This window comes from Halomonas sp. 328 (assembly GCF_015645095.1).
Taxonomy (GTDB): Bacteria; Pseudomonadota; Gammaproteobacteria; order Pseudomonadales; family Halomonadaceae; genus Bisbaumannia.
The window spans coordinates 23,074-44,823 of sequence record NZ_JADOTW010000014.1 but is presented as its reverse complement, the minus strand read 5'-3'; the positions used below and the strand labels follow the sequence as shown (position 1 = coordinate 44,823).

Annotated in this window: 23 protein-coding genes; 12 read left to right on the top strand and 11 right to left on the bottom strand. The window is 69.3% G+C overall.

Going from position 1 to position 21,750, the window contains the following annotated elements; all coding sequences use genetic code 11:
• Entirely contained in the window at positions 1–867 is an 867-nt protein-coding gene (locus IHD13_RS08710; RefSeq protein ID WP_195860652.1) for an ATP-binding protein, read from the bottom strand.
• Positions 868–1,003: 136 nt separating this feature from the next.
• Between IHD13_RS08710 and IHD13_RS08705 the strand changes: the two genes are divergently transcribed.
• A complete protein-coding gene (locus tag IHD13_RS08705; protein WP_195860651.1) occupies positions 1,004–1,798 on the top strand; it encodes a M48 family metallopeptidase in 795 nt (264 codons plus the stop codon).
• An 18-nt stretch (positions 1,799–1,816) separates the two neighbouring features.
• Entirely contained in the window at positions 1,817–2,074 is a 258-nt protein-coding gene (locus IHD13_RS08700) for a hypothetical protein (RefSeq protein ID WP_195860650.1), read from the top strand.
• A gap of 280 nt (positions 2,075–2,354) precedes the next feature.
• Here the strand turns inward: IHD13_RS08700 and aroE are convergent, their stop codons facing one another.
• From aroE to IHD13_RS08675, 5 genes are all read right to left on the bottom strand, one after another.
• Positions 2,355–3,182 (bottom strand): shikimate dehydrogenase, encoded by an 828-nt coding sequence (gene aroE / locus IHD13_RS08695; RefSeq protein ID WP_195860649.1) that lies wholly within the window; start codon positions 3,180–3,182, stop codon positions 2,355–2,357.
• Positions 3,179–4,120 carry an oxygen-dependent coproporphyrinogen oxidase gene (hemF, locus tag IHD13_RS08690; RefSeq protein WP_195860648.1) on the bottom strand — a complete coding sequence of 314 codons (942 nt, stop codon included), beginning with the start codon at positions 4,118–4,120 and terminating at the stop codon, positions 3,179–3,181. Before hemF ends, aroE begins: the two co-directional genes overlap by 4 nt.
• A gap of 66 nt (positions 4,121–4,186) precedes the next feature.
• Complete coding sequence (locus tag IHD13_RS08685) at positions 4,187–4,756, bottom strand: L-threonylcarbamoyladenylate synthase (protein ID WP_195860647.1); 570 nt, start codon at positions 4,754–4,756, stop codon at positions 4,187–4,189.
• 51 nt (positions 4,757–4,807) lie between these two features.
• Positions 4,808–5,881: a DNA-processing protein DprA gene (gene dprA / locus IHD13_RS08680; protein WP_195860646.1), complete on the bottom strand. Its 1,074-nt coding sequence runs from the start codon at positions 5,879–5,881 to the stop codon at positions 4,808–4,810.
• Positions 5,882–5,896: 15 nt separating this feature from the next.
• The gene (locus tag IHD13_RS08675) at positions 5,897–6,931 is read right to left on the bottom strand and encodes a LysM peptidoglycan-binding domain-containing protein (RefSeq protein ID WP_195860708.1); all 1,035 of its coding nucleotides are present in this window, start codon (positions 6,929–6,931) and stop codon (positions 5,897–5,899) included.
• 288 nt (positions 6,932–7,219) lie between these two features.
• Between IHD13_RS08675 and def the strand changes: the two genes are divergently transcribed.
• The 7 genes from def (at position 7,220) to IHD13_RS08640 (ending at position 14,779) form a co-directional block, all read left to right on the top strand.
• Positions 7,220–7,729: a peptide deformylase gene (gene def / locus IHD13_RS08670; RefSeq protein ID WP_195860645.1), complete on the top strand. Its 510-nt coding sequence runs from the start codon at positions 7,220–7,222 to the stop codon at positions 7,727–7,729.
• Between the two features lie 113 nt (positions 7,730–7,842).
• The gene (gene fmt, locus IHD13_RS08665) at positions 7,843–8,832 is read left to right on the top strand and encodes a methionyl-tRNA formyltransferase (protein WP_195860644.1); all 990 of its coding nucleotides are present in this window, start codon (positions 7,843–7,845) and stop codon (positions 8,830–8,832) included.
• Positions 8,829–10,151 (top strand): 16S rRNA (cytosine(967)-C(5))-methyltransferase RsmB, encoded by a 1,323-nt coding sequence (rsmB, locus tag IHD13_RS08660; RefSeq protein ID WP_195860643.1) that lies wholly within the window; start codon positions 8,829–8,831, stop codon positions 10,149–10,151. Before fmt ends, rsmB begins: the two co-directional genes overlap by 4 nt.
• Before the next feature lie 104 nt (positions 10,152–10,255).
• Positions 10,256–10,462, top strand: coding sequence for a dodecin (locus IHD13_RS08655; protein ID WP_195860642.1), 207 nt, complete (start codon positions 10,256–10,258; stop codon positions 10,460–10,462).
• Between the two features lie 103 nt (positions 10,463–10,565).
• A complete protein-coding gene (trkA, locus tag IHD13_RS08650) occupies positions 10,566–11,939 on the top strand; it encodes a Trk system potassium transporter TrkA (protein ID WP_195860641.1) in 1,374 nt (457 codons plus the stop codon).
• Positions 11,940–11,973: 34 nt separating this feature from the next.
• Positions 11,974–13,422 (top strand): TrkH family potassium uptake protein, encoded by a 1,449-nt coding sequence (locus IHD13_RS08645; RefSeq protein ID WP_195860640.1) that lies wholly within the window; start codon positions 11,974–11,976, stop codon positions 13,420–13,422.
• Positions 13,423–13,528: 106 nt separating this feature from the next.
• Positions 13,529–14,779, top strand: coding sequence for a TraB/GumN family protein (locus IHD13_RS08640; RefSeq protein WP_195860639.1), 1,251 nt, complete (start codon positions 13,529–13,531; stop codon positions 14,777–14,779).
• Positions 14,780–14,833: 54 nt separating this feature from the next.
• On the opposite strand, the gene IHD13_RS08635 is transcribed toward IHD13_RS08640, so the two are convergent.
• The 3 genes from IHD13_RS08635 to aceK form a co-directional block, all read right to left on the bottom strand.
• Positions 14,834–15,592, bottom strand: a complete 759-nt coding sequence (locus tag IHD13_RS08635) for a tRNA-uridine aminocarboxypropyltransferase (RefSeq protein WP_195860638.1) — start codon at positions 15,590–15,592, stop codon at positions 14,834–14,836.
• 81 nt (positions 15,593–15,673) lie between these two features.
• Positions 15,674–16,405 carry an SIR2 family NAD-dependent protein deacylase gene (locus IHD13_RS08630; RefSeq protein ID WP_195860637.1) on the bottom strand — a complete coding sequence of 244 codons (732 nt, stop codon included), beginning with the start codon at positions 16,403–16,405 and terminating at the stop codon, positions 15,674–15,676.
• 9 nt (positions 16,406–16,414) lie between these two features.
• Complete coding sequence (gene aceK, locus IHD13_RS08625) at positions 16,415–18,178, bottom strand: bifunctional isocitrate dehydrogenase kinase/phosphatase (protein ID WP_195860636.1); 1,764 nt, start codon at positions 18,176–18,178, stop codon at positions 16,415–16,417.
• Positions 18,179–18,340: 162 nt separating this feature from the next.
• On the opposite strand from aceK, the gene IHD13_RS08620 reads away from it, so the two are divergent.
• Genes IHD13_RS08620 through IHD13_RS08610 form a run of 3 tightly spaced genes read left to right on the top strand, consistent with a single transcriptional unit; the run spans position 18,341 to position 20,224 of the window.
• Positions 18,341–19,165 carry a pseudouridine synthase gene (locus tag IHD13_RS08620; protein ID WP_326838331.1) on the top strand — a complete coding sequence of 275 codons (825 nt, stop codon included), beginning with the start codon at positions 18,341–18,343 and terminating at the stop codon, positions 19,163–19,165.
• Positions 19,158–19,994: a tRNA cyclic N6-threonylcarbamoyladenosine(37) synthase TcdA gene (gene tcdA / locus IHD13_RS08615; RefSeq protein ID WP_195860635.1), complete on the top strand. Its 837-nt coding sequence runs from the start codon at positions 19,158–19,160 to the stop codon at positions 19,992–19,994. Before IHD13_RS08620 ends, tcdA begins: the two co-directional genes overlap by 8 nt.
• The gene (locus tag IHD13_RS08610) at positions 19,991–20,224 is read left to right on the top strand and encodes a DUF1653 domain-containing protein (RefSeq protein WP_195860634.1); all 234 of its coding nucleotides are present in this window, start codon (positions 19,991–19,993) and stop codon (positions 20,222–20,224) included. The genes tcdA and IHD13_RS08610 overlap by 4 nt, the downstream gene beginning before the upstream one ends.
• Before the next feature lie 13 nt (positions 20,225–20,237).
• Here IHD13_RS08610 and IHD13_RS08605 read toward each other — a convergent pair whose 3' ends face one another.
• Positions 20,238–20,813, bottom strand: a complete 576-nt coding sequence (locus IHD13_RS08605) for an ABC-type transport auxiliary lipoprotein family protein (protein WP_195860633.1) — start codon at positions 20,811–20,813, stop codon at positions 20,238–20,240.
• A 19-nt stretch (positions 20,814–20,832) separates the two neighbouring features.
• Complete coding sequence (locus IHD13_RS08600; protein ID WP_195860632.1) at positions 20,833–21,750, bottom strand: MlaD family protein; 918 nt, start codon at positions 21,748–21,750, stop codon at positions 20,833–20,835.

Below are 21,750 nucleotides of genomic sequence, written 5' to 3'. Positions count from 1 at the left end.
CTAGCCCTGGGCCAGGCGTCGGCCGCCCACCCACTGGTTGGCGAACTGCCAGGCGGCGCGGCCGCTACGCCCGCCGCGCAGGGTGGCGAAGCGGATCGCCGCGGCCCGGGCCTCGCCACTCCAGTCGCTGGCCTGACCCAGTTGGGTCACCCAGTGGCAGCAGGCCTCCAGGTAGACGTCCTGGTTGAAGGGGTGGAAACCGAGCCACAGACCGAAGCGGTCGGAGAGGGAGATCTTCTCCTCCACCGCATCGCCGTGGTGGAGCTCCTCGCCCACCAGCCGACTGGCGTCGTTGTCGCTCATCGACTCGGGCAACAGGTGGCGACGGTTGGAGGTGGCGTAAAGCAGGACGTTCTCCGGCGGTCCGGTAAGGGCGCCATCCAGCACGCTCTTCAGCGCCTTGTAGGCGTCGTCGTGCCCCTCGAAGGAGAGGTCATCGCAATAGACCACGAAGCGATGCGGCTCACGGCGCAACTGCTCCACCAGCAGCGGCAGGCCGGCCAGGTCGTGGCGGTCGACCTGCACCAATCTCAGCCCCTCGCCGGCCAGGGAGTTGAGCAGGGCGCGAATCAGCGACGACTTACCGCTACCCCGGGAGCCCCACAGCAGGGCATGGTTGGCCGGCAGGCCCCGCAGGAAGGCGCGGGTGTTGTCCACCAGGGCCAGCTTCTGGCGCTCGATGCCCAGCAGGTCGTCCAAGCCCAGGGCATCCCGGGGCGGTACCGGCAACAGTTGCCCGCCCAAGGCATGGCGCTGCCATAGCGCCGCCACGTCGCGACGCCAGTCCACCGCCTGGGGAGGCGGGGGCAGCCAGGGCTCGACCCGCGCCAGCAGTGCCAGCAGCCGCTGGCTCAATTCCTCATTCATTGCTCCACTCCTGTGGTTGACCTGGGATGGCATCGGGGTATCTTGTGGCGAACCCTCGCCCCCCGTCCAGGGTCTTACCCAGGACACCGCTTCCGCGGAGACGCCGGGGCGGCCCACGACACGATGAGGACTCCCCATGGGATGGATGCGTTACCTGGCCGTTGGCGCGCTCGTCACCACCCTGACCGCCTGCGCCACCTCGCCCACCGGGCGCCAGCAGTTCACCCTCTACTCGGATGAGCAACTGAACCAGATGGGCCAGCAGGCCTTCGACCAGTACCAGTCGGACCTGCCCCTGGCCGGTGGCGCCACCCAGCGTTACGCCGAGTGCGTGGCCAATGCGCTGGTCGCCGCCCTGCCGGAGCGGGAGCGTCACCAGAACTGGCAGATCCGCGTCTTCGACGAGGAGTCGGTGAACGCCTTCGCCCTGCCCGGCGGCTATATGGGCGTACACACCGGCCTGCTCGGCGTGGCCACCGACCAGCATCAGCTGGCCGCGGTGGTGGGCCACGAGATCGGCCATGTGCTGGCTCGCCACGCCAACGAGCGAGCCTCGACCCAGTCCATGACCCAACTGGGCCTGTCGGTGCTGCAGAGCTCCGCCGGCGTCGAGAGCGAGCAACTGCTGGGGCTGATGGGGGCCGGCGCCCAGTACGGCATCCTGCTGCCCTTCTCGCGGCGCCACGAGAGCGAGGCGGATATCATCGGCCTGGGGCTGATGGCAGACGCCGGTTTCGATCCCCGCGCCAGCCTCACCCTATGGGAGAACATGCGTGCCGCCTCCGGTGGGCAGCCGCCCGCCTGGCTCTCCACCCACCCCAGCCATGGCCAGCGCATGGCAGCCCTCCAGGCGGAGATGGGCAACGCCCTGAGCCGCTACGAGCGGGCTCGCCAGGCCGGCCGCGCCCCCAACTGCCGCGCTCCCGGCTAACCTGACAACGGACCCCTTATGCTACGACTCGGACTACTGCTGCTGATCGTCCCCTCCCTGGCGCTGATGGGCATCTACTTCTGGGAACTGGGCCAACTGCGCGAATGCACCTACGGCGGGGGCCACTGGGACTACCTGGAGCGGGTCTGCCGCGATACGCCCCAGCCCTTCGTCTCCCTGCTGCAACGTCAGCCCCTGCTGGTCAACGGCGGCATGCTGCTGTCGGTGCTGGGGGTGGGGCTATGCATGGTGGGGCTCTATACCAAGCGCCGCTAGGCGGAGTTATCGCAATTAGCACACTTTCAGCACGGAGGCCCGGGGCTACCCTGGGGACAGGCCTTCGCGGGGCGCTGTGACCCCCTCCCTGGGCGCTACTTTTGCCCTGCAGCGCTCTCGCATCCTGCTCCGCTTGCAGGACCGGGGCTGGCCATCCCTGGCCAGCCCGTTCGGAGCAATGCTCCTCACCCCTGGCAAAAAACCCCCGCTCCGCCCTGCCCCCAGCGCCCCTCGGCCATTCTAAGCGTGCTGAAGCATCTTAGGGATTGGCGATAGCGATTCAGAGCGAGCGGCGCAGCTCGGCCAGCACCGGGGCGGTATCCGGGCGCTTGCCGCGCCACTGGAAGAAGGCCTCGGCAGCCTGCTCGACCAGCATGCCCAGGCCGTCGATACCATGGGCACCTCGCTCGCCGGCCCAGCGCAGGAAGACGGTGGGCTCGGCGCCATACATCATGTCGTAGGCGCTGGCCCCCGGGGCGAAGAGCTCGTCGGGCAGGGGTGGCAGCTCGCCGCCCAGGCTGGCGCTGGTGCCATTGATCACCAGGTCGAAGGGCCCGGCGACGGCCGCGAAGCCGCCCCCCTGGATGGGCCCCAGGTCGGCGAAATCCCGGGCCAGGGCCTCGGCCTTGGCGGCGGTGCGGTTGGCCACCTCGAGGCTCACCGGCGCCTCGGCCAGCAGCGGCTCGAGCACCCCGCGCACCGCGCCCCCGGCCCCCAGCACCAGGATCCGTGCGCCGGCCAGGGTCACCCCGTGGCGCTTGAGGTCGCGCACCAGGCCGATGCCATCGGTGGTATCCCCATAGACCTTGGGATCGTCACCTTCGCCGTTCTTGCCCAGCACCAGGGTGTTGACCGCCCCGGCCCGCCGGGCCCGGCGACTCAGGGTATCGCAGAGGCGATAAGCCTCCTCCTTGAAGGGCACGGTGACATTGGCGCCGCGCCCCCCGGCAGCGACGAAGGCGCGCCAGGCCCCGGCGAAGTCATCCAGGGGCGCCTCGATGGCGGTGTAGTCGATCGCTTCACCGCACTGGGCGGCGAAGGCGGCGTGGATGGCCGGCGACTTGGAGTGGCCGATAGGGTGGCCAAAGACGCAGTAGCGATCTCTCATGCCTGTTTCTCCTGGCCGTCCTCCGCCTCGTCCAGCCACTCCCGGGGACGCAGGTAATCCCGATAGAGCGTCGCCTCCGGGCTGTCGGGCTGCGGCTCCCAGCCGTAGTCCCAGCGGGCCAGTGGCGGCATCGACATCAAGATCGACTCGGTGCGCCCGCCGCTCTGCAACCCGAAGAGGGTGCCCCGGTCCCAGACCAGGTTGAACTCCACGTAACGGCCCCGGCGATAGAGCTGGAAGTCGCGCTCCCGCTTGCCCCAGGGGGTCTGCCGGCGGCGCCGGGCGATGGGCAGGTAGGCGTCGAGGAAAGCCTCCCCCACGGCGCGCTGGAAGGCGAAGCTCTGGTCGAAGCCCCACTCGTTGAGGTCATCGAAGAAGAGCCCGCCCACGCCGCGGGTCTCGCCACGGTGTTTGAGGAAGAAGTAGTCGTCGCACCAGGCCTTGTAACGGGGATAGACGTCGTCGCCGAAGGGCGCACAGGCGTCCCGGGCCACCCGGTGCCAGTGCAGGACGTCCTCGTGCACCGGATAGAAGGGGGTCAGGTCGAAACCACCACCGAACCACCACACCGGCGCCTCGCCGGCCTTCTCGGCGATAAAGAAGCGCACATTGCCATGGCTGGTGGGCACATGGGGGTTCTCGGGATGCAGTACCCAGGAGACCCCCACCGCATGGAAGGCGCGCCCGGCAAGCTCCGGCCGCGCCGCCGTGGCCGATGGCGGCAACTGGGCCCCATGGACGTGGGAGAAGTTGACGCCGCCCTTCTCGAAGAGGGCGCCGTTCTCGATCACCCGGGAACGTCCGCCGCCGCCCTCCTCTCGGGTCCAGGCATCCTCACGGAACTCGGCCTGGCCATCCTCCTCGGCCAGGCCCCGGCACAGGCGATCCTGCAAGTCCAGCAGGTAAGTCTTGACGGCATCGAGATGGGCGTGAGCCACGGGGCCTCCGGTCGTTGATGGGCCGGGCGCCAGCGCCCGGCCTCGATGCAAAGGTAACGAGAACGATCAGCCGCGCAGCACGCGCCCGCTGACCAGGTCGCGAATGGTGCTGGGCTGATCGAGGCCGCCCAGGGAGCCCTCCACCACCGCCGCCAGGGCATCACCGAAGACGTCGCGGACCTGTCCGGCGCTCAGGGCGGGTGGCTCACCGGCGGGGTTGGCGGAGGTGGAGACGATGGGCCCGCCGAAGGCGGCACATAGCTCGGCGACCAGGGGATGGGCGCTGACCCGCAGCGCCACGCTGCGGTGGCCCCCCCGCACCAGGGGATGGGAGCGCCCGTTATCCGGCACCAGCCAGGTATTGGGGCCGGGCCAGCTGGCCACCAGGGGCGCATGCAGGGCCGGATCGAGGCCCTCCAGCCAGGGACCGAACTGGGTGATATCGCCGGCGACCAGGATCATCCCCTTGGCCGGATCCCGGGACTTGAGTCGCAGCAGGGCAGTCAGCGCCTGCTCATCATCCGGGTCACAACCGAGCCCCCAGACCGCCTCGGTAGGGTAGGCGATCACGCCGCCGCTACGCAGCGCCGCGACGCCCTGAGCCAAAGATTCACTGGAAAGATGCGCATCACCCATGGCGACCTCATCGCTCTCGCTGAAAAGGCGAAGTCTACCATGGCCTGCGCCTTAGGGCAGGCGGATCCAGCCGCCGCTGGTCGCCGCCACCCGCCCCTCCAGCTCCAGGCTCAGCAGGCGCCGCTGGCACTCCGCCACCGACAGGCCGGTCAACGCCACCAGGGCATCCAGGGGCGTCGGCACTTCGCTGAGCAGGGACAGCAGCGGCTCCTCGACGGGCGCTTCGTCCGGGGTCATCGGCACGGCCAAGGGGCCCTCCCAGTGCCCCAGTTCCTCCAGGAGTTCCTCGGGCTGGGTGACCAGGGTCGCGCCCTGGCGCAGCAGTTGCAGGCAGCCCCGGGCCTGAGGGTTATGCAGGGAGCCAGGCAGCACGAAGAGATCTCGCCCCTGTTCCAGGGCCAGGCGGGCACTGACCAGGGAACCGCTGCGTTCGGCGGCCTCCACCACCAGCACGCCCAGGGAGAGACCGGTGATGATGCGGTTGCGCCGCGGGAAGTGCCCGGGATGGGGGCGGGTGCCGGGGGGATGCTCGGAGAGCAGCAGACCGGTATGGCGCAGTCGCTCATAGAGCCCGGCGTGCTGGCGGGGGTAGATCACATCGATGCCGGAGCCCAGCACCGCCAGGCTGGTGCCTCCGGCCTCCAGGGCAGCGGTCTGGGCCCGCCCATCGATGCCGAGCGCCATGCCGCTGACCACGCACCAGCCCCGCTCGGCCAGGGCCTGGGCGAAACCCGCCGCGTTATTCAGGCCATCCCGGGTGGGACGTCGCGACCCCACCATGGCCAGGCGGGATGGCCCCAGGGCCGCCAGGTCACCCCGGGCCCAGAGCAGCGGCGGCGGATCGGGCAGCTCGTCGAGGAGCAGCGGCCAGGCCGGGTGATCGGGATGCAGCAGGTGATGATCCGGGGCCGACGCCGCCCAGGCCTCCAGGGCGTCCAGCTCGGCCTGGAGTGGGCTGCGGGAGGGGTGCTCGAGCCACAGGCGCAAGGCCTGGCGGGCCCGCCCCGGCAGCAGGGCCAGCCAGCCCTCGGGCCAGGCCGGCTCCCGGGCCCGCAACCGGGCCAGTTGCAGGGCCCCGAGGCCCGGCAGGCGACTCAGCAACCCCCACTCCCTGGCGGTCAGCATCCGCGTGACGCCTCGTCAGGGCGCGCCGGCCAGCAGCTCGCTGCGGTCGGGGTGATAGACCCGATCCCCCACCGCCAGGGAGCGACTGGCCTGCATCACCAGGGCGTAGCTCACCTTCTCGAAGGGACGGAACACCATCACCAGGCCGGCATCCTCGCCGGGCAGCTGAATCACTTCATTGGTGCGCGGGTCGGTGACCAGCTCGCCCTGCTGCTCGACCCGCAGCACATGGCCCGCCTCGATGCCGTCGCGACGCCCCAGGTCCAGGGCCACCACCTGCAATCGACCGATGAAGCGCACGCCACCGGGCACTGCCAGGATGCGCCCACTGATGGCGCTGTCCGGGGCCCGGGGCAGGAACTGGCCGGCCCACTCGCGCTCTTCTACCGGCAGGATCAGGTCGCCGTTACGCACCTCGATATTGGATGCCGTGACCTCCAGGCGACTGATATCGCCGTCGCGACGCAACCAGAGGGCGCGCCCCACGCTGGTCAGCTCGATGCCCAGCAGCTCGCCGGTCTCCGGGTCCTGGTAGCGGTCGCCCAGCCGATAGATACCCAGGCGCCCCTCCCTCGGCAGGTCGCCGCGCACATAGATGGCATCTCCGGCGCCGCTGATCAGGCGCTGGTCGTCGCCCCCCACCACATAGGCCAGGTTATCGAGCCGCTCGGCATCGTCCACCACCCGGTGGCGACGCAGGAAGTTCTCCACCACCTCCAGGGGCAGGGGCGCGATCGCCTCCCGATGGGGCACCCGACGCACCTCCGGCGAAAGCCGCACCATGCCCTGCCCCCGCTCCATGCGCAGGCAGGGACGGCCATTGCAGTCCTCGAGGTAGATGATGTCACCGGGGTAGATCAGGTGGGGGTTACGGATCTGCGGATTGACCTGCCAGATCTCCGGCCACTGCCAGGGATGGCGCAGGAAACGCCCGGAGATGTCCCAGAGGGTATCGCCGCGCACCACCGTATAGCGCTCCGGGGCATCGCTTCGAAGCCCGGCATAGCTCAGGGCCTGGGCCTGGGCCGTGGCCACCCCCGCCATCAGCATGGCCAGGACGATCAGCGTCCCGGCCCGGCAAACTCGCAATAGTCGTTTCATCCCTTGGCACCCCCAGCGCTGCCGGCCCCGACGGGCGCCGGCCCGGTTGATTCCCCGCCTTATCATGTAGCGTTTCGTAAATCAGTGTAATCCCCGCGGCCCGCCCCCGCACCCTAGGATCCACGATAGTGGCTGACTATTGAGCCCATGGGGAAACCGCGAGGTTCCGTTGCCGTCGCCACCCCTCTACAATATGGAAAGAAACTCGACCTCCCGCACAACGGTGATTTCAACGTCATGGCCAAGTTACCCATCCTCGAATTTCCCGACGAGCGTCTGCGCACCAAGGCGGCTCCGGTCGACGGCGTCGATGACACCGTTCGCCAGCTGGTCGATGACATGTTCGAGACCATGTACGCCGCTCGTGGCATCGGCCTGGCAGCGACCCAGGTGGACGTGCACCGCCGCGTCATCGTGATGGACGTCAGCGACGACCAGAGCCAACCGCTGGTGCTGATCAACCCGGAGTACACCCCCATCGGCGAGGAGCGCCAGCCGATGCAGGAGGGCTGCCTCTCGGTGCCCGAGTATTACGCCGAGGTGCCCCGCGCCCTGAGGGTCCATCTCAAGGCCCTGGATCGCGACGGCCAGCCCTATGAGCTGGAAGCCGACGGCCTGCTGGCCCACTGCATCCAGCACGAGTCCGACCACCTCGAGGGCGTGCTCTTCGTCGATTACCTCTCGGCCCTCAAGCGCCAGCGGGTGATGAAGAAGATGCAGAAGCGCCATAAGCTGCAGGAAGCCTAGGCTTCCCCCACGCGACAAGGCCGGGTATCCCCCGGCCTTCGTCGTTATGGGCCGCCTTGCGCTATCATGTCGCCTACCCTGTCAGAACCGACGACCCAGCAAGGCCATCCTGCATGACTCGACCCCTTCGCGTGATCTTCGCCGGCACCCCGGACTTCGCCGCCGCCAGCCTCCAGGCACTGCTCGACAGTCCCCACCGGGTCATCGCCGCCTATACCCAGCCCGATCGTCCCGCCGGCCGTGGCCGCAAGCTGACCCCCAGCCCGGTCAAGGCCCTGGCCCAGCAGCACGACCTGCCCGTCTACCAGCCCCAGAGCCTGAAGAGCGCCGAGGCCCAGGCGGAACTGGCGGCCCTGAATGCCGACATCATGGTGGTGGTGGCCTATGGCCTGCTACTGCCCCAGGCGGTGCTGGATATTCCGCCCCTGGGCTGCCTCAACGTGCATGCCTCCCTGCTGCCCCGCTGGCGTGGCGCCGCCCCCATCCAGCGCGCCATCGAGGCCGGCGACAGCGAGAGCGGCGTGACCATCATGCAGATGGACGCCGGCCTGGACACCGGCCCCATGCTGCTGACCCGCACCGCGCCGATCACCGAGACCACCACCGGCGGCGAGCTCCACGACTGCCTGGCGGCGCTGGGTGGCGAAGCCATCGTCGAGGCCCTGGACCGCCTCGCCGGAGGCGGCCTCGAGGCCACTCCCCAGCCCGAGGCCGGCGTCACCTATGCCGCCAAGCTCTCCAAGGCGGAGGCGGAGCTCGACTTCCACCGTCCCGCCGCCGAGCTGGCCGCCCGGGTGCTCGCCTTCAACCCCTGGCCGGTGGCCTGGACCCGCCTCGATGACCAGCCCCTGCGCCTCTGGCTGGCGGCGGTCGGCGAGCGTCACGCCGAGGACCCGGAGACGCTTCCCGGTACCCTGCTCTCCGCCGACCGCGATGCCCTGCGTATCGCCTGCGGTGCCGACGGTCGTGAGGTGCTGGCAGTGAGCCGTGCCCAGCTGCCCGGCGGCAAGCCCCTGGCGGCCCGGGAACTGCTCAATGCCGGCAAGGCCCGCTTCACCCCGGGCATGCGCCTGGGTGACGCCCCCACGGAGGCGCCCCGATGAACGATCGTCGCCCCCCCAATGGCCAGGAAGTCCGCGCCGCCGCGGCCCGCAACCTGGTGCCGGTGATCACCGCCAAGGGTTCCTTGGCGACCCTCGACGAGGGCCAGGTAGGCCAGCGTGACCGGGGCCTGCTGCGGGAGCTCTGCTACGGGGTCTGCCGTACCCAGCCTCGCCTGGAAGCCCTGGCGACCCGGCTGCTCAAGCACCCCTTCAAGCGTCGTGACGCGGATATCCAGGCCCTACTGCTGGTGGGCATCTACCAGCTGCTCTACCTGCGGGTGCCGGCCCATGCCGCCGTGGGCGAGACCGCCGGCGCTGCCCGGCTGCTCGGCAAGGAGTGGGCCACCCGGGTGCTCAACGGCTGCCTGCGCCGCCTGCAGCGAGAGGCCCCGGCCCTGCAGGCCGAGGTGGACAAGGATCCCTGCGTGGCCCTGATGCACCCCGCCTGGCTGCTCAAGGCCCTGCGCCAGGCCTGGCCGGACGACTGGCGCGCCATCGCCGCGGCCAATAACGTGGCCGGCCCCATGACCCTGCGCATCAACCGCCGCCACGGCGATCGGGAGGCCTACATGGAGCGCCTCTACGAGGTGCATCAGCCGGCCCGGCTCTGCCTGCACTCCCCGGATGGCCTGACCCTGGAGACCCCCTGCGATGTCTACCAGCTGCCCGGCTTCGCCGAGGGCCATGTGAGCGTCCAGGACGAGGCCGCCCAGCTCGCCGCCGAGCTGCTGGGGCCGGTGCTGGCCCCCCGCCCCGGGGCCCGGGTGCTGGACGCCTGCTGCGCCCCTGGCGGCAAGACCGCCCACCTGCTGGAGGTCTTCGACCTGGCCCTGACCGGCATCGACAGCGACGCCACGCGGCTCTCCCGGGTCGAGTCGACCCTGGAGCGCCTCAATCTTGAGGCCACCCTGCTGCACGCCGATGCCGCCGAGGACGCCTGGTGGGACGGCACCCCCTTCGACGCCATCCTCCTCGATGCCCCCTGCTCCGGCAGCGGCGTGATCCGCCGTCACCCGGACATCAAGGCCCTGCGCCGGGCCGAGGACATTCCCCAACTGGCCAAGCTCCAGGCCCGGCTGCTGGATGCCCTCTGGGCCAAGCTGGCCCCCGGCGGCACCCTGCTCTATGCGACCTGCTCGGTGCTCCCCGAGGAGAATGCCGACCAGATCCGGGCCTTCCTGGCCCGCACCCCGGACGTCGAGGTCACCACCCCCGCCGACGTGGCCTGGGGGCGCCCCGCCGGCGCCGGCCGCCAGCTGCTGCCCGAGGAGGAGAGCCACGACGGTTTCTTCTACGCCAGGCTACGCAAGGCACCCTGAAGCGGTGAAGAATTAGCGTTTACCGGCCCCTGGAGCCTCCCGCCCTATACTGCCAGGAGCCCCCGCCGTCAGGCGGGGCCCTGTCCATCGGTACGGGAGGCACCATGTCCCACGTCTACAAGCATATCGAGCTCACCGGCTCCTCCACCGAAGGCATCGAGGATGCCATCCACCAGGCCCTGGCCCGGGCGCACCGCACCCTCCACGACATGCGCTGGTTCGAGGTGATCGATACCCGCGGGCATATCGAGCATGGCAAGGTCGGTCACTGGCAGGTCACCATCAAGGTGGGCTTCACCCTGGAAGAGTGACCCTCGTTGCCCGGTGGTTTATGCTAGCCGGCGCCTTCGACCCACCGCCGACCTCCCCTGAGTCGGTGGTGGCTCGGATCATCAGCAGACGGAACCTCCTGCCATGAAGATCATCATTCTCGGCGCCGGTCAGGTCGGCGGCACCCTGGCCGAACACCTGGCCCACGAGGAGAACGACATCACGGTGGTGGACACCGATGGCGAACGGCTGCGCGAGCTGCACAACCGCCTCGATATCCGCACCGTCAGCGGCCCCGCTTCCTACCCCATGGTGCTGCGCCAGGCCGGCTGCGAGGATGCCGACATGCTGATCGCGGTGACCAGCCAGGACGAGGTCAACATGATCGCCTGCCAGGTCGCCCACACCCTCTTCCGCACCCCCACCAAGATCGCCCGGGTCCGCGCCACCGCCTACCTGACCCGCAAGGGGCTGTTCGCCCACGAGGCGGTGCCCATCGACGTGCTGATCAGCCCCGAGCAGGTGGTCACCGACCATATCCGCCGCCTGATCGAGTACCCCGGCGCCCTGCAGGTGCTGGAGTTCGCCGGCGGCCAGGTGCAGCTGGTGGCGGTGGAGGCCTTCTACGGCGGCCCCCTGGTGGGCCAGGACCTGGGCTTCCTGCGCCGCCACATGCCCAGCGTGGATACCCGGGTCGCCGCCATCTACCGCCGCAACCGGCCGATCATTCCCCGCGGCGACACCGTCATCGAGGCCGATGACGAGGTGTTCTTCATCGCCGCCCGCCGCGATATCCGCGCGGTGATGAGCGAGTTGCGCCGGGTCGAGCGGGACTTCCGCCGGGTGGTGATCGCCGGCGGCGGCAATATCGGCGAGCGCCTCGCCGAGATGCTCGAGCATAGCCACCAGGTGAAGATCATCGAACACAGCCTGGAGCGCTGCACCACCCTCTCCGAGCGCCTCGACCGCACCGTGGTGCTCCACGGCAGCGCCACCAGCAAGCGCCTGCTGCTGGAGGAAAACATCGAGGACTGCGATATCTTCTGCGCCCTGACCAACGACGACGAGGTCAATATCATGTCGTCGATGCTGGCCAAGCGCCTCGGCGCCCGGCGGGTGCTGACCCTGATCAACAACGCCGCCTACGTGGACCTGGTGCAGGGCGGCGAGATCGATATCGCCATCTCCCCCCAGCAGGCCACCATCGGCAGCCTGCTGACCCATGTGCGACGCGGCGATATCGTCAATGTCCACTCGCTGCGCCGCGGCGCCGCCGAGGCAATCGAGGCGATCGCCCACGGCGATGCCCGCTCCTCCCGGGTGGTGGGCCGTGCCATCGGCGAGATCGACCTGCCCAGCGGCACCACCATCGGCGCCATCGTGCGCGGCAAGGAGGTGCTGATCGCCCACGACGACGTGGTGGTGGAGTCCGGCGACCACGTCATCCTGTTCGTGATCGACAAGCGCCGTATCCGCGACGTGGAGCGCCTCTTCCAGGTCGGCCTGACCTTCTTCTGATGAACCGGGTGGTTTCCCTAAGGAAAGCGGCACCATGAGTCTACGCATGATCCTGCGCATCCTGGGCCTGCTGCTGATGCAGTTCAGCCTGACCATGGTGCCACCCATCCTGATCTCGCTGCTGTTCCTCGACGGGGTGTGGAGCGCCTTCGCCATCGCCCTGGGCATCACCGCGGCCACCGGCGCGCTGATCTTCTGGCCCAACCGCCACGCCCGCAAGGAGCTGCGCACCCGAGATGGCTTCCTGATCGCCGCCCTCTTCTGGACGGTGCTGGCCAGTTTCGGGGCCCTGCCGCTGATGCTCGATGGCGTCCACGCCCTGTCGGTGACCGATGCCTTCTTCGAGTCCTTCTCCGGCCTGACCACCACCGGCGCCACCGTGATCACCGGCATCGAGGGCCTGCCCGAGTCGGTGCGCTACTACCGCCAGCAGCTGCAGTGGCTGGGCGGCATGGGGATCGTGGTCCTGGCGGTGGCCATCCTGCCGACCCTGGGCGTCGGCGGCATGGCCCTCTACCGCACCGAGATCCCGGGCCCGTTGAAGGACTCCAAGCTCACCCCGCGGATCACCGAGACCGCCAAGGCACTGTGGTATATCTACGCCTCCCTGACCCTGACCTGTATCCTCGCCTACTGGGCGGCGGGCATGCACTGGTTCGATGCCCTGGGCCACGGCTTCTCCACCGTGGCCATTGGCGGTTTCTCCACCTACGACGCCAGCATCGGTCACTTCGACAGCGCCACCATCGAGCTGATCTGCGTGGGCTTCATGATCGTCTCGGCGATGAGTTTCAGCCTGCACTTCGTCGCCTGGCGGGAGAAACGCCTGAGCCACTACCTGCGCGATCCGGAGGCCAGCTTCCTGCTGCTCTTCCTCGGCGGCCTGGCGCTGATCACCGTCGGCGCCCTCTGGGCCACCGCCACCTACGACGACAGCCTGGGGTTGCGCCATGGCCTCTTCCAGGTGGTCTCGGTGGCCACCACCGCCGGCTTCGGCGTCGCCGACTTCTCCGTCTGGCCCGGGGCCCTGCCCTTCCTGCTGTTCATGGCCGCCTTCGTGGGCGGCTGTTCCGGTTCCACCGGCGGCGGCATGAAGGTGATCCGCATCATCCTGATCCTCAAGCAGGGGATGCGCGAGATCATGCGCCTGATCCACCCCAATGCGGTGATCGCGGTCAAGGTCGGCAAGCATAGCGTGCCGGACGGCATCGCCCAGGCGGTGTGGGGCTTCTTCTCGGTCTATGTGATGCTGTTCTTCCTGATGCTGGTGGGGGTCATGGCCACCGGCGTCGACCAGGTCACCGCCTGGTCCACGGTGGCCTCGGCCCTCAATAACCTGGGCCCGGCCCTGGGCGAGGCGAGCGCCAACTATGGCGACCTGCCCGACCTCGCCAAGTGGATCCTGGTCATGGCCATGCTGCTGGGGCGCCTGGAGATCTTTACCGTGCTGGTACTCTTTACCCCCGCCTTCTGGCGACGCTGAAGCTCCCAAGGTGGGGCGTTGCCGCTGGGGGGCAGGCGCCAAGGGTTTGCGCCCCCTACCCGGCATTATGGATAATCGGGCCATCACTCTCAGATGCCGAGCCTCCATGACCGACTCCCAGGACATCACCGCCGCCGAGCCCTCCCAAGCGGGAAGCGTGACGGCGGGACCGCGCCAGGTGCTGCAGGTGGGCGAGACCCGCTATACCCTGCTGGGCACCGCCCATGTCTCCGCCCAGAGCGCGGCGGAGGTGCGCGAGCTGATTCGCTCCGGCGACTTCGATGCGGTGGCCATCGAGCTCTGCCCCTCCCGCCACCACAGCCTGGTGGAACCGGATGCCATGGCCGACCAGGACCTCTTCCAGGTCTTTCGCCAGGGCAAGGCGGGCATGGTAGCCGCCAGCCTGGCCCTGGGCGCCTTCCAGCAGCGCCTCGCCGAGCAGTCCGGCATCGAGCCCGGCGCCGAGATGCGCGCCGCCCTGGAGGAGAGCGAGGCGGCGAAGCTGCCGCTGCTGCTGATCGACCGGGACGTGGGCATCACCCTCAAGCGCATCTACACCAATGTACCCTGGTGGCAGCGCATGGGGCTGATCAGCGGCCTGCTGAGCAGCGTCATCTCCCGCCAGGAGGTCTCCCCGGCGGAAATCGAGCGACTCAAGGAGGGCGACGTGCTGGAGTCCACCTTCAGCGAATTCGCCGAGCAGTCCGAGGCCCTCTATACCCCGCTGATCCGCGAACGGGATCGCTATATGGCCCTGCGCCTGGCGGAGGAGAATCCCAATCGCTACCGCCACGTGCTGGTCGTCATCGGCGCCGGCCACCTCAAGGGGCTTAGCGAGCACCTGGAGGCGCCGCTGCCCCAGGCCCCCGGCGTGGAGCGGGAGACCCTGGAGTACACCCCGCCCCGTTCGCGGATCTGGAAGCTGCTGCCCTGGCTCATCACCGCCCTGGTGCTGACCGGCTTCGCCATCGGCTTCTCCCGGGACACCGGCCTGGGCCTGCAACTGGTGGGCGAGTGGTTCCTGATCAATGGCGTGCTCTCGGCGCTGGGGACCGCCATCGCCCTGGGGCACCCGGCCACCATCGCCGCGACCTTCTTCGCCGCGCCGCTGACCTCGCTCAACCCCACCATCGGCGCCGGCTTCGTGGCCGCCGGGGTCGAACTGGCCATGCGCAAGCCCAAGGTGCGCGACTTTTCCACCCTGCGCCACGACGTGGCCAGCGTGAAGGGCTGGTGGCGCAACCGGGTCTCGCGCACCCTGCTGGTATTCATGCTGGCCACCATCGGCTCCGCCGCCGGTACCTGGGTGGCGGGGCTACGGATCGCCGGGGCGCTATTCGGCAGCGGCGGCGCCTAGCCCCCGCTCGCGACTTTTACGCATCGCCCCGGCCCTGACCGGGGCGATGGCGTTTCAGGCCTCGATACCGCGCCGGGCCAGCAGCCGGCTCATGGCCGGCGTCGGCGCCTCGAGCTTCTCGAAGCGGCGGCTGGCGGCATAGCTGTCGTTGAAGACCTGGAAGTAGTCGTCGAGGATCGCCGCGGCGTCGCTGTCGCCGCCCTGGTGCAGCAGTTCGGCGGCCACCTCGGCGGTACACAGATGGGCCTCGGAGGCGGGCTTGCGCAGTCGATAACGCGTCAGGCGCTCGGTACGCAGCGGCAGCACCGGCAGCGCCTCGAGATAGGGGCTCTTGCGGAAGATACGCCGTGCCTGGCGCCAGGTGCCGTCGAGGATCACGTAGACCGGAATCCGCGCCGCGGCCTTCACCGCCGCCACGGCCTCCATGCCCACCACCCGGTGGGCATAGTCGGGCTGGTCGTCGGGGAAGATCACGAAGGGGGCATAGCGCTCGTCCGCCAGCAGCGCCAGCAGGCGCTCGTCCGGGGCGGTGCGATACCAGGTGAAGACCTCGGTGCTGCCCAGCACGTCGCGGATCAGGCGACCGGTATTGGTGGGCTTGTGGTGCTCCAGGGGGTGGGTCACGAGCCACACCCGGGCCGTGCTCTCGGCCTCGACCCGATAGGGGCAGAGGCAGTTGAGGGTCGGCAGGTTGCAGCCCGCGCAGCGCGCCACGAAGCTGCCTCGGGCCTTGAACTCCCGGCGCGGCGGGCGCGGATGACCAGTGGCGGGATCGCGGTCGGTGGCATCGCGGGAATGAACGTCTTCCTGCATGGGGCTCGGGTCCGGGTGAGTCGAAGGGGGCAGTATTCTACCACCCCACGCCGTCACTTCCCTCTCCCCCTGCTGTCGCGCTTACGGCTCCAGCAACGTCTCCGGCATCCATAGCCGCCCTTCCCGCGTCCAGTGCCGGACCAGGGCCGGTACGCCGCGGCCGGCGGGCTGACTGAGCCGCACCACCCCGGGGGGCGCCAGCTGGTGGGCCTGGGGGTCGACCAGGATCGCCTCGGCATCCAGTGGCGCCTGATCCAGCAGGGAGGCCGCCGGCATCACCGCAAGCGACGTGCCCACCACCAGCAGCAGGTCGGCCTCGGCGACGATCTCCTGGGCCTCGACATAGCGGGGCACGGGTTCGCCGAACCACACCACGTCGGGGCGCAGCTGGCTGCCCAGGTCGCAGAGATCGCCGAGGCGAATGCCGCCACGACGCAGCGGGTAGCGCATGCCGGGGTGGGCGGTGGAGCGGGCCTGGAGGATCTCGCCATGCAGATGCAGTACCCGTCGGGAGCCGGCCCGCTCGTGAAGATCATCGATGTTCTGGGTGATGATACTGACCCGGAAGCCGCGCTTCTCCAAGGCGGCCAGGGCCTTGTGGGCGGCATTGGGGCGTGCCCGACGCACCTGGTCACGGCGGGCATCGTAGAAGCGCAACACCCGCTCGGGATCCCGCGCCCAGGCCTCGGGGGTGGCCACCGCGTCCACCGGGTGGTTCTCCCAGAGGCCGTCACTGGCACGAAAGGTGGCGATGCCGCTCTCGGCGCTGATGCCGGCGCCGCTCAATACCACCAGATGGGGGGACTCGCTCATGATGACTCGTCAGTGGGTCGGGGCAGCCGCCTCGACGAAGCGCTGCTTGTCGCGATAGGGGGTCACGTCGATCACCTTGCCTTCGCGGATCGCCCGCTGCAGCCCCTGCCAGTAGTCGGGGTCGAAGAGCTCCGGATGCAGCTCGGTGAACAGGGCGCGCAGCTCGGGGTTGGCGACCATGAAGGGGCCGAACTCTTCCGGGAAGATATCATTGGGTCCCACCGAGAACCAGGGCTCCGCGGGTTCTCCCTGTCCCGAGGCTTGGGTGCGGGGAAGGCGGCGGAAGTGGCACTCGGTGAGGTAGCAGATCTCGTCGTAGTCGTAGAAGACTACCCGGCCATGGCGGGTCACCCCGAAGTTCTTCAGTAGCATGTCGCCGGGGAAGATATTGGCCGCCGCCAGCTGCTTGATGGCATTGCCGTAGTCCTTGAGCACGGCGCGGGTCTCGGCCTCATCGCACTGCTCCAGGTAGAGGTTCAGGGGGGTCATCATCCGCTCGACATAGCAGTGCTTGATGACCACCTTGTCGTCGCGCAGCGAGACGGTGGAGGGCGCCACCTCCAGCAGGTGCTCCAGGCACTCGGGATCGAAGTGGTCGCGGCGGGCGATGAAATTCGAGAACTCCTGGGTATCCGCCATGCGCCCCACCCGGTCGTGGCACTTGACCAGTTGGTACTTGTCGCGAACGGTCTGGTGGGTCACCTCCTTGGCCGGGTCGAAGCGATCCTTGATGATCTTGAAGACGGTGCGGTAGGAGGGCAGCACGAAGACCGCCATCACCATGCCGCGCACCCCGGGGGCGATGATGAACTGGTCCTCGCGCCTGGCCACCTGGCGGTTGAGGCCACGGAAGAACTCGGTCTTGCCGTGCTTGTAGAAGCCGATGGCGGAGTAGAGCTCCCCCTCCGGCTTGTCCGGCATCAGCTCCTGGAGGAAGTCGACGCATTCGCCGGGCACCTGGGTATCGACCTGGAAGTAGGCCCGGGTGAAGGAGAAGATGATCGAGACCTCCTCCGGCTCGATCAGCACCGTATCCAGGTGCAGTCCCTCGCTGGCCCCCGCCTCCTCGCCATAGCCCTCGCCGTGGCGGATCGGCAGCACCAGGGGCAGCTGCTCGCCACCACCCCGCAGCCGCCCCACCAGGTAGGCCCCCTTGTTGCGATAGAAGACGCTCTCGAGCAGTTCCATCTCGGTCTCCGCTCCGTCGCGCAGCGCCGCAGGCAGATGGCCGACGAGGAAGTCGGCGCCCAGGCGAGCGTCCCGCTCGAGATCATCGAAGGGGGTCTCCAGGCGCGCCGCCCCCAGGGCCCAATGGAGGGCGCCGGCCCAGTCGCCGGCGACCCGCCGGGTGCGGGTCAGGCAGATGCCCGAGTGGCGGGGTGCGCTATCCCGGGAGCTGTAGACGAACATCCAGTCGTCGCGGATATGGCGGTGGTGGAAGACCGAGCAGAACAGGGAGTTGAAGAAGGTCTCGGCGAGCTCGTAATCGAGACGCTGGTCGATCAGCTCGGCGTAGTGAGCCTTGGCCTCCCGCCAGCACTCGCAGTGGGTCAGCACCTCGGCCTGGAAGGTGCGTCGCAGGCGCCCCAGGGTCGCGGCCACCTTCTCGTCGTAGAGGTTGATGCGCGCCGCCGAGGCCTGCTGCGCCTCCCGCCAGGCGGCATCCCGGAAGCGCCGGCTGGCATCCCGGGTAATCGCCCGGAAGCGGGTACGGTATTCGTCGAAGCCGTGGAGGATGGTGGCGGCGAGGCGGTAGGCGGCGGAGAGTTTCATGGCGGGCTCCAGAGGCAGCAGCCCCTAGCCTGGCGGAATCCAGCGGTCACGGCGAGACGACCAAGGTGGAGGCTCCTGTAATCGAGCGACAGCCATCGTGACAGGGCGGCGCCCAGCGGCGACAATAGGCCCCGTTTTGCCGATGCTCAGGTCTTGCAAGTAGTGCCCATAAGCCATTCCCCCGACGACACCCCCATCGCCATCCTCTACCGGGACGAGCACCTGGTGGCGGTGCACAAGCCGAGCGGACTGCTGGTCCATCGCAGCCCATTGGCCCGGGGCGAGACCCGCTTCCTGGTGCAGCAGCTGCGCGACCAGCTGGGGCAGCGGGTCTACCCGGTGCATCGCCTGGACCGCCCCACTTCCGGGGTGATGCTCTTCGCCCTGGACTCGTCCACCGCCGCCGGGCTCAATGCCGCCTTTACCGAGCAGCGGGTCAGCAAGCGCTACCTGGCGGTGGTGCGCGGCGTCGGCCCCGAGGCAGCGCGCCTCGACTACCCCCTGCGGGAGGAGGATGGCCCCCGCCCCAAGGCGGAGATGCCGGCCCAGTCGGCGCTGACCGAGGTACGCCGCCTGGATAGCGTGGAGCTGCCGGTGGCGGTGGATCGCTACCCCCAGAGCCGCTACTCGCTGATGGAGGCGCGCCCCCATAGCGGGCGCCGCCACCAGATCCGTCGGCATCTCTCCCGGCGCGGCTACCCGATCATCGGCGATGCCAAGCACGGCAAAGGGGTACACAACCGTTTCTTCGCCGAGCGGCTGGGCTGCCCCCGGCTGCTGCTGGCGGCGGTGTCGCTGGGTGTCGAGCACCCCCGGCACGGCCGTTGGCTCGACGTCACCGCGCCCCTGGACGCCAGCATGACGGCGCTCTTCGAGCATTTCGGCTGGGCCGGCCACCTACCCCGCGGCGGCGTCACCTGGCACGAGTCGCCGCCCGTGTCCTGGCCCCAGCCCCAGACAGACTCCGAGAATCCCGTTGATGCATAACGACGATTACGACCTGCGTTTCGGCGGCATCCGCCGCCTCTATGGCCGCCGCGCCAGCGACGCCTTCCGCCGCGCCCACGTGGTGGTGGTGGGCGTGGGCGGCGTGGGCAGCTGGACGGTGGAGGCCCTGGCCCGGGCCGGCATCGGCAAGCTGACCCTGATCGACCTGGACGATGTATGCGTCTCCAACGTCAATCGCCAGCTCCACGCCCTGGACGGCACCATCGGTCGCCCCAAGGTGGAAGTGCTGGCGGAACGCTGCCGGGCCATCGCCCCACAGATGACGGTGGTGGCGGATACCGCCTTCGTGACGCCGGCGAACCTCGCCGAACGCCTGCCCGCCGACGCCGACCATGTGGTAGACGCCATCGACAGCGTGATCGCCAAGGCGGCGCTGATCAGTTGGTGCCAGCGCCGCAAGCTGCCGATCACCGTGACCGGCGCCGCCGGTGGCCAGACCGACCCCACCCGCATCCGGGTCGCGGACCTGGCACGCACCCAGCACGACCCCCTGCTGGCCAAGGTGCGCTCGCGGCTGCGCCGGGACTACGGCTTCTCGCGCAACCCCAAGCGGCGCTTCGACGTGGAGTGTGTCTATTCCGAGGAGCAGCTGGTCTACCCCAGTAGCGACGGCGAGGTGTGCCTGCAGAAACCCGGCGCCGGCAATGCCACCCGCCTCGACTGCGCCGAGGGCTTCGGCGCCGCCACCTTCGTCACCGGGAGCTTCGGCTTCGCCGCCGCCGCCCGGGTGATGGCACGATTCGCCCGCCGCGCCCAGCGCGAGGCAGAGCAGCAAACCACCCAAGCCCCCCAGGAGCAGACCCCATGAATCCGGCCATCCCTGAACCCGGTATCTATCGGCACTACAAGGGCCCCCTTTATGAAGTGATGGGCCTGGCCCGACATAGCGAAACCGAGGAACCACTGGTGGTCTATCGGGCGCTCTATGGCGACTACGGCCTCTGGGTCCGCCCCCTGGCAATGTTTACCGAGACGGTGGTGAAAGACGGCAAGGAACAGCCGCGCTTCGCGCTGGAGAAGGCCTTTCGCCACGGTTAAGCCAGCTCGCGGGCTACTCCGGCAAGCCATCGAGCCAGGCCAATAGCTCCGCCAGCCAGGCCTCCAGCAGCCGCTGCTGGGCGGCCAGCCCCGGCAGGGGCCCCTCAGGGCTAAAGGGGGCACTGTCCGACCAGCGCCACTGGGCCACCACCCGCTCGCCCCGATAGAGGCTGCTGCGCAGGGCAAGCCGCGCCTCGGGCGCCTCGCCCCGATAGTCGTGCAGCCACTCCACCACCTCGATTTCCAGGCGTGGGTCGCCACCCTGCTGGATGGCTCCCACCAGGCCGCTGCGGGTCAGCTGCTCGACCACCAGGTCACCCAGTTGCTGGCCCAGCGGGGCTCCCCAGCGCACCCGGGCATAGGGGCGACGCAGGAAGTCTTCCTCGCTGTAGAGCAGGTCATGGTGATCCACCGCGGCGCCGATACGTGGCGTCTCCACGCTCAGGCGCGCCAGCTTCTCGGCATAGGCGGCGGGTACCGCCACCGGCTCCAGGCGCAGCGGGGTCGGCGCCTCCCGGCTGACCGCCCCGGCACAGCCCGCCAGCAGCAAGCCACATAACAGCACAAGGGCCAGGCGCAGCATTGACATAAGCACTCCTTGCTTGGGGTTATCGCTCGCCGGGACCCGGCGGATGACGCTCCGGGCCGAACAGCAGTTGACGGGGATTGGCCTCCAGCTCCCGGGTCAGGGCAGCCAGCTCCTCCACCAGGCGATCGAAGCGCCGCAGGGTCTGGCGCGCCTGCTCGCCGGTCAGGCTGAAGGTCTCGCTGGCCCCCCGGGTCAGCTGTTCCAGGGTGACGCCCAGCTCCGCCAGCACGCCGCGAGCCTCGTCGCCCAGGCCATCCAGGTCGGCCAGGGCGCCGCCGGAGAAACGCTCCAGCCGGGTACTGATCACCGCCAGGTTGTCCAGGGTGGTCTGGAAACTGGCCATGGCCTCGTCATCCAGCAGCGCCTCGATGCGCTCGGCGCTGCCCGCCACGCTATCCAGCAGACGCGATACCGAGTCGCGATTCTCCTCCCCCAGCAGGGCCTCGACGCTGGCACCGATGCTGCCCAGCCGCTCGGCCATCACATCGACCCGGTCCAGGGCCTCGCCCAGGGCCTGGTCGAGCTGGAAGAGCCGCGACGGCTGATAGGTGATCAGCGGCGCCGGTTTTCCCTGGGAGAGGATCGGCCCCTCCCCACCGGAGAGTTCGACGCTGCTGCGCCCGGTCAGGATCTGGCTGCGCAGGGTGGCCGTGGTGCCCTCCCGCAGCGGGTAATCGGGGGCGATCCGCAGGGCCAGCTCGATGCGCTCCAGGTCGGAGCTCAGGCGAATCGCCTCCACGAAGCCCACCTCGACGCCCCGGTAGGTGACGGTGGCCCGCTCGTTAAGCCCCGCCACCGACTCGGTGACCACCACCCGGTAGCGCAGGTAGTCGGACTGGTCCCGATCCCCGGCCAGCCACACCACCATGCCGACCAGCAGCAGCGATAGGCCCAGCACGAAGCCCCCCACCAGGGCCGGGTTGATACGTGTCTGCAT

What these genes read in the sequence shown, in the direction of transcription:
- IHD13_RS08710 (WP_195860652.1), bottom strand. Translation starts at nt 867, where the DNA reads ATGAATGAGGAATTGAGCCAGCGGCTGCTGGCACTGCTGGCGCGGGTC.
- IHD13_RS08705 (WP_195860651.1), top strand. Translation starts at nt 1,004, where the DNA reads ATGGGATGGATGCGTTACCTGGCCGTTGGCGCGCTCGTCACCACCCTG.
- IHD13_RS08700 (WP_195860650.1), top strand. Translation starts at nt 1,817, where the DNA reads ATGCTACGACTCGGACTACTGCTGCTGATCGTCCCCTCCCTGGCGCTG.
- aroE (WP_195860649.1), bottom strand. Translation starts at nt 3,182, where the DNA reads ATGAGAGATCGCTACTGCGTCTTTGGCCACCCTATCGGCCACTCCAAG.
- IHD13_RS08685 (WP_195860647.1), bottom strand. Translation starts at nt 4,756, where the DNA reads ATGGGTGATGCGCATCTTTCCAGTGAATCTTTGGCTCAGGGCGTCGCG.
- dprA (WP_195860646.1), bottom strand. Translation starts at nt 5,881, where the DNA reads ATGCTGACCGCCAGGGAGTGGGGGTTGCTGAGTCGCCTGCCGGGCCTC.
- IHD13_RS08675 (WP_195860708.1), bottom strand. Translation starts at nt 6,931, where the DNA reads ATGCTGATGGCGGGGGTGGCCACGGCCCAGGCCCAGGCCCTGAGCTAT.
- def (WP_195860645.1), top strand. Translation starts at nt 7,220, where the DNA reads ATGGCCAAGTTACCCATCCTCGAATTTCCCGACGAGCGTCTGCGCACC.
- fmt (WP_195860644.1), top strand. Translation starts at nt 7,843, where the DNA reads ATGACTCGACCCCTTCGCGTGATCTTCGCCGGCACCCCGGACTTCGCC.
- rsmB (WP_195860643.1), top strand. Translation starts at nt 8,829, where the DNA reads ATGAACGATCGTCGCCCCCCCAATGGCCAGGAAGTCCGCGCCGCCGCG.
- IHD13_RS08655 (WP_195860642.1), top strand. Translation starts at nt 10,256, where the DNA reads ATGTCCCACGTCTACAAGCATATCGAGCTCACCGGCTCCTCCACCGAA.
- trkA (WP_195860641.1), top strand. Translation starts at nt 10,566, where the DNA reads ATGAAGATCATCATTCTCGGCGCCGGTCAGGTCGGCGGCACCCTGGCC.
- IHD13_RS08645 (WP_195860640.1), top strand. Translation starts at nt 11,974, where the DNA reads ATGAGTCTACGCATGATCCTGCGCATCCTGGGCCTGCTGCTGATGCAG.
- IHD13_RS08640 (WP_195860639.1), top strand. Translation starts at nt 13,529, where the DNA reads ATGACCGACTCCCAGGACATCACCGCCGCCGAGCCCTCCCAAGCGGGA.
- IHD13_RS08635 (WP_195860638.1), bottom strand. Translation starts at nt 15,592, where the DNA reads ATGCAGGAAGACGTTCATTCCCGCGATGCCACCGACCGCGATCCCGCC.
- IHD13_RS08630 (WP_195860637.1), bottom strand. Translation starts at nt 16,405, where the DNA reads ATGAGCGAGTCCCCCCATCTGGTGGTATTGAGCGGCGCCGGCATCAGC.
- aceK (WP_195860636.1), bottom strand. Translation starts at nt 18,178, where the DNA reads ATGAAACTCTCCGCCGCCTACCGCCTCGCCGCCACCATCCTCCACGGC.
- tcdA (WP_195860635.1), top strand. Translation starts at nt 19,158, where the DNA reads ATGCATAACGACGATTACGACCTGCGTTTCGGCGGCATCCGCCGCCTC.
- IHD13_RS08610 (WP_195860634.1), top strand. Translation starts at nt 19,991, where the DNA reads ATGAATCCGGCCATCCCTGAACCCGGTATCTATCGGCACTACAAGGGC.
- IHD13_RS08605 (WP_195860633.1), bottom strand. Translation starts at nt 20,813, where the DNA reads ATGTCAATGCTGCGCCTGGCCCTTGTGCTGTTATGTGGCTTGCTGCTG.
- IHD13_RS08600 (WP_195860632.1), bottom strand. Translation starts at nt 21,750, where the DNA reads ATGCAGACACGTATCAACCCGGCCCTGGTGGGGGGCTTCGTGCTGGGC.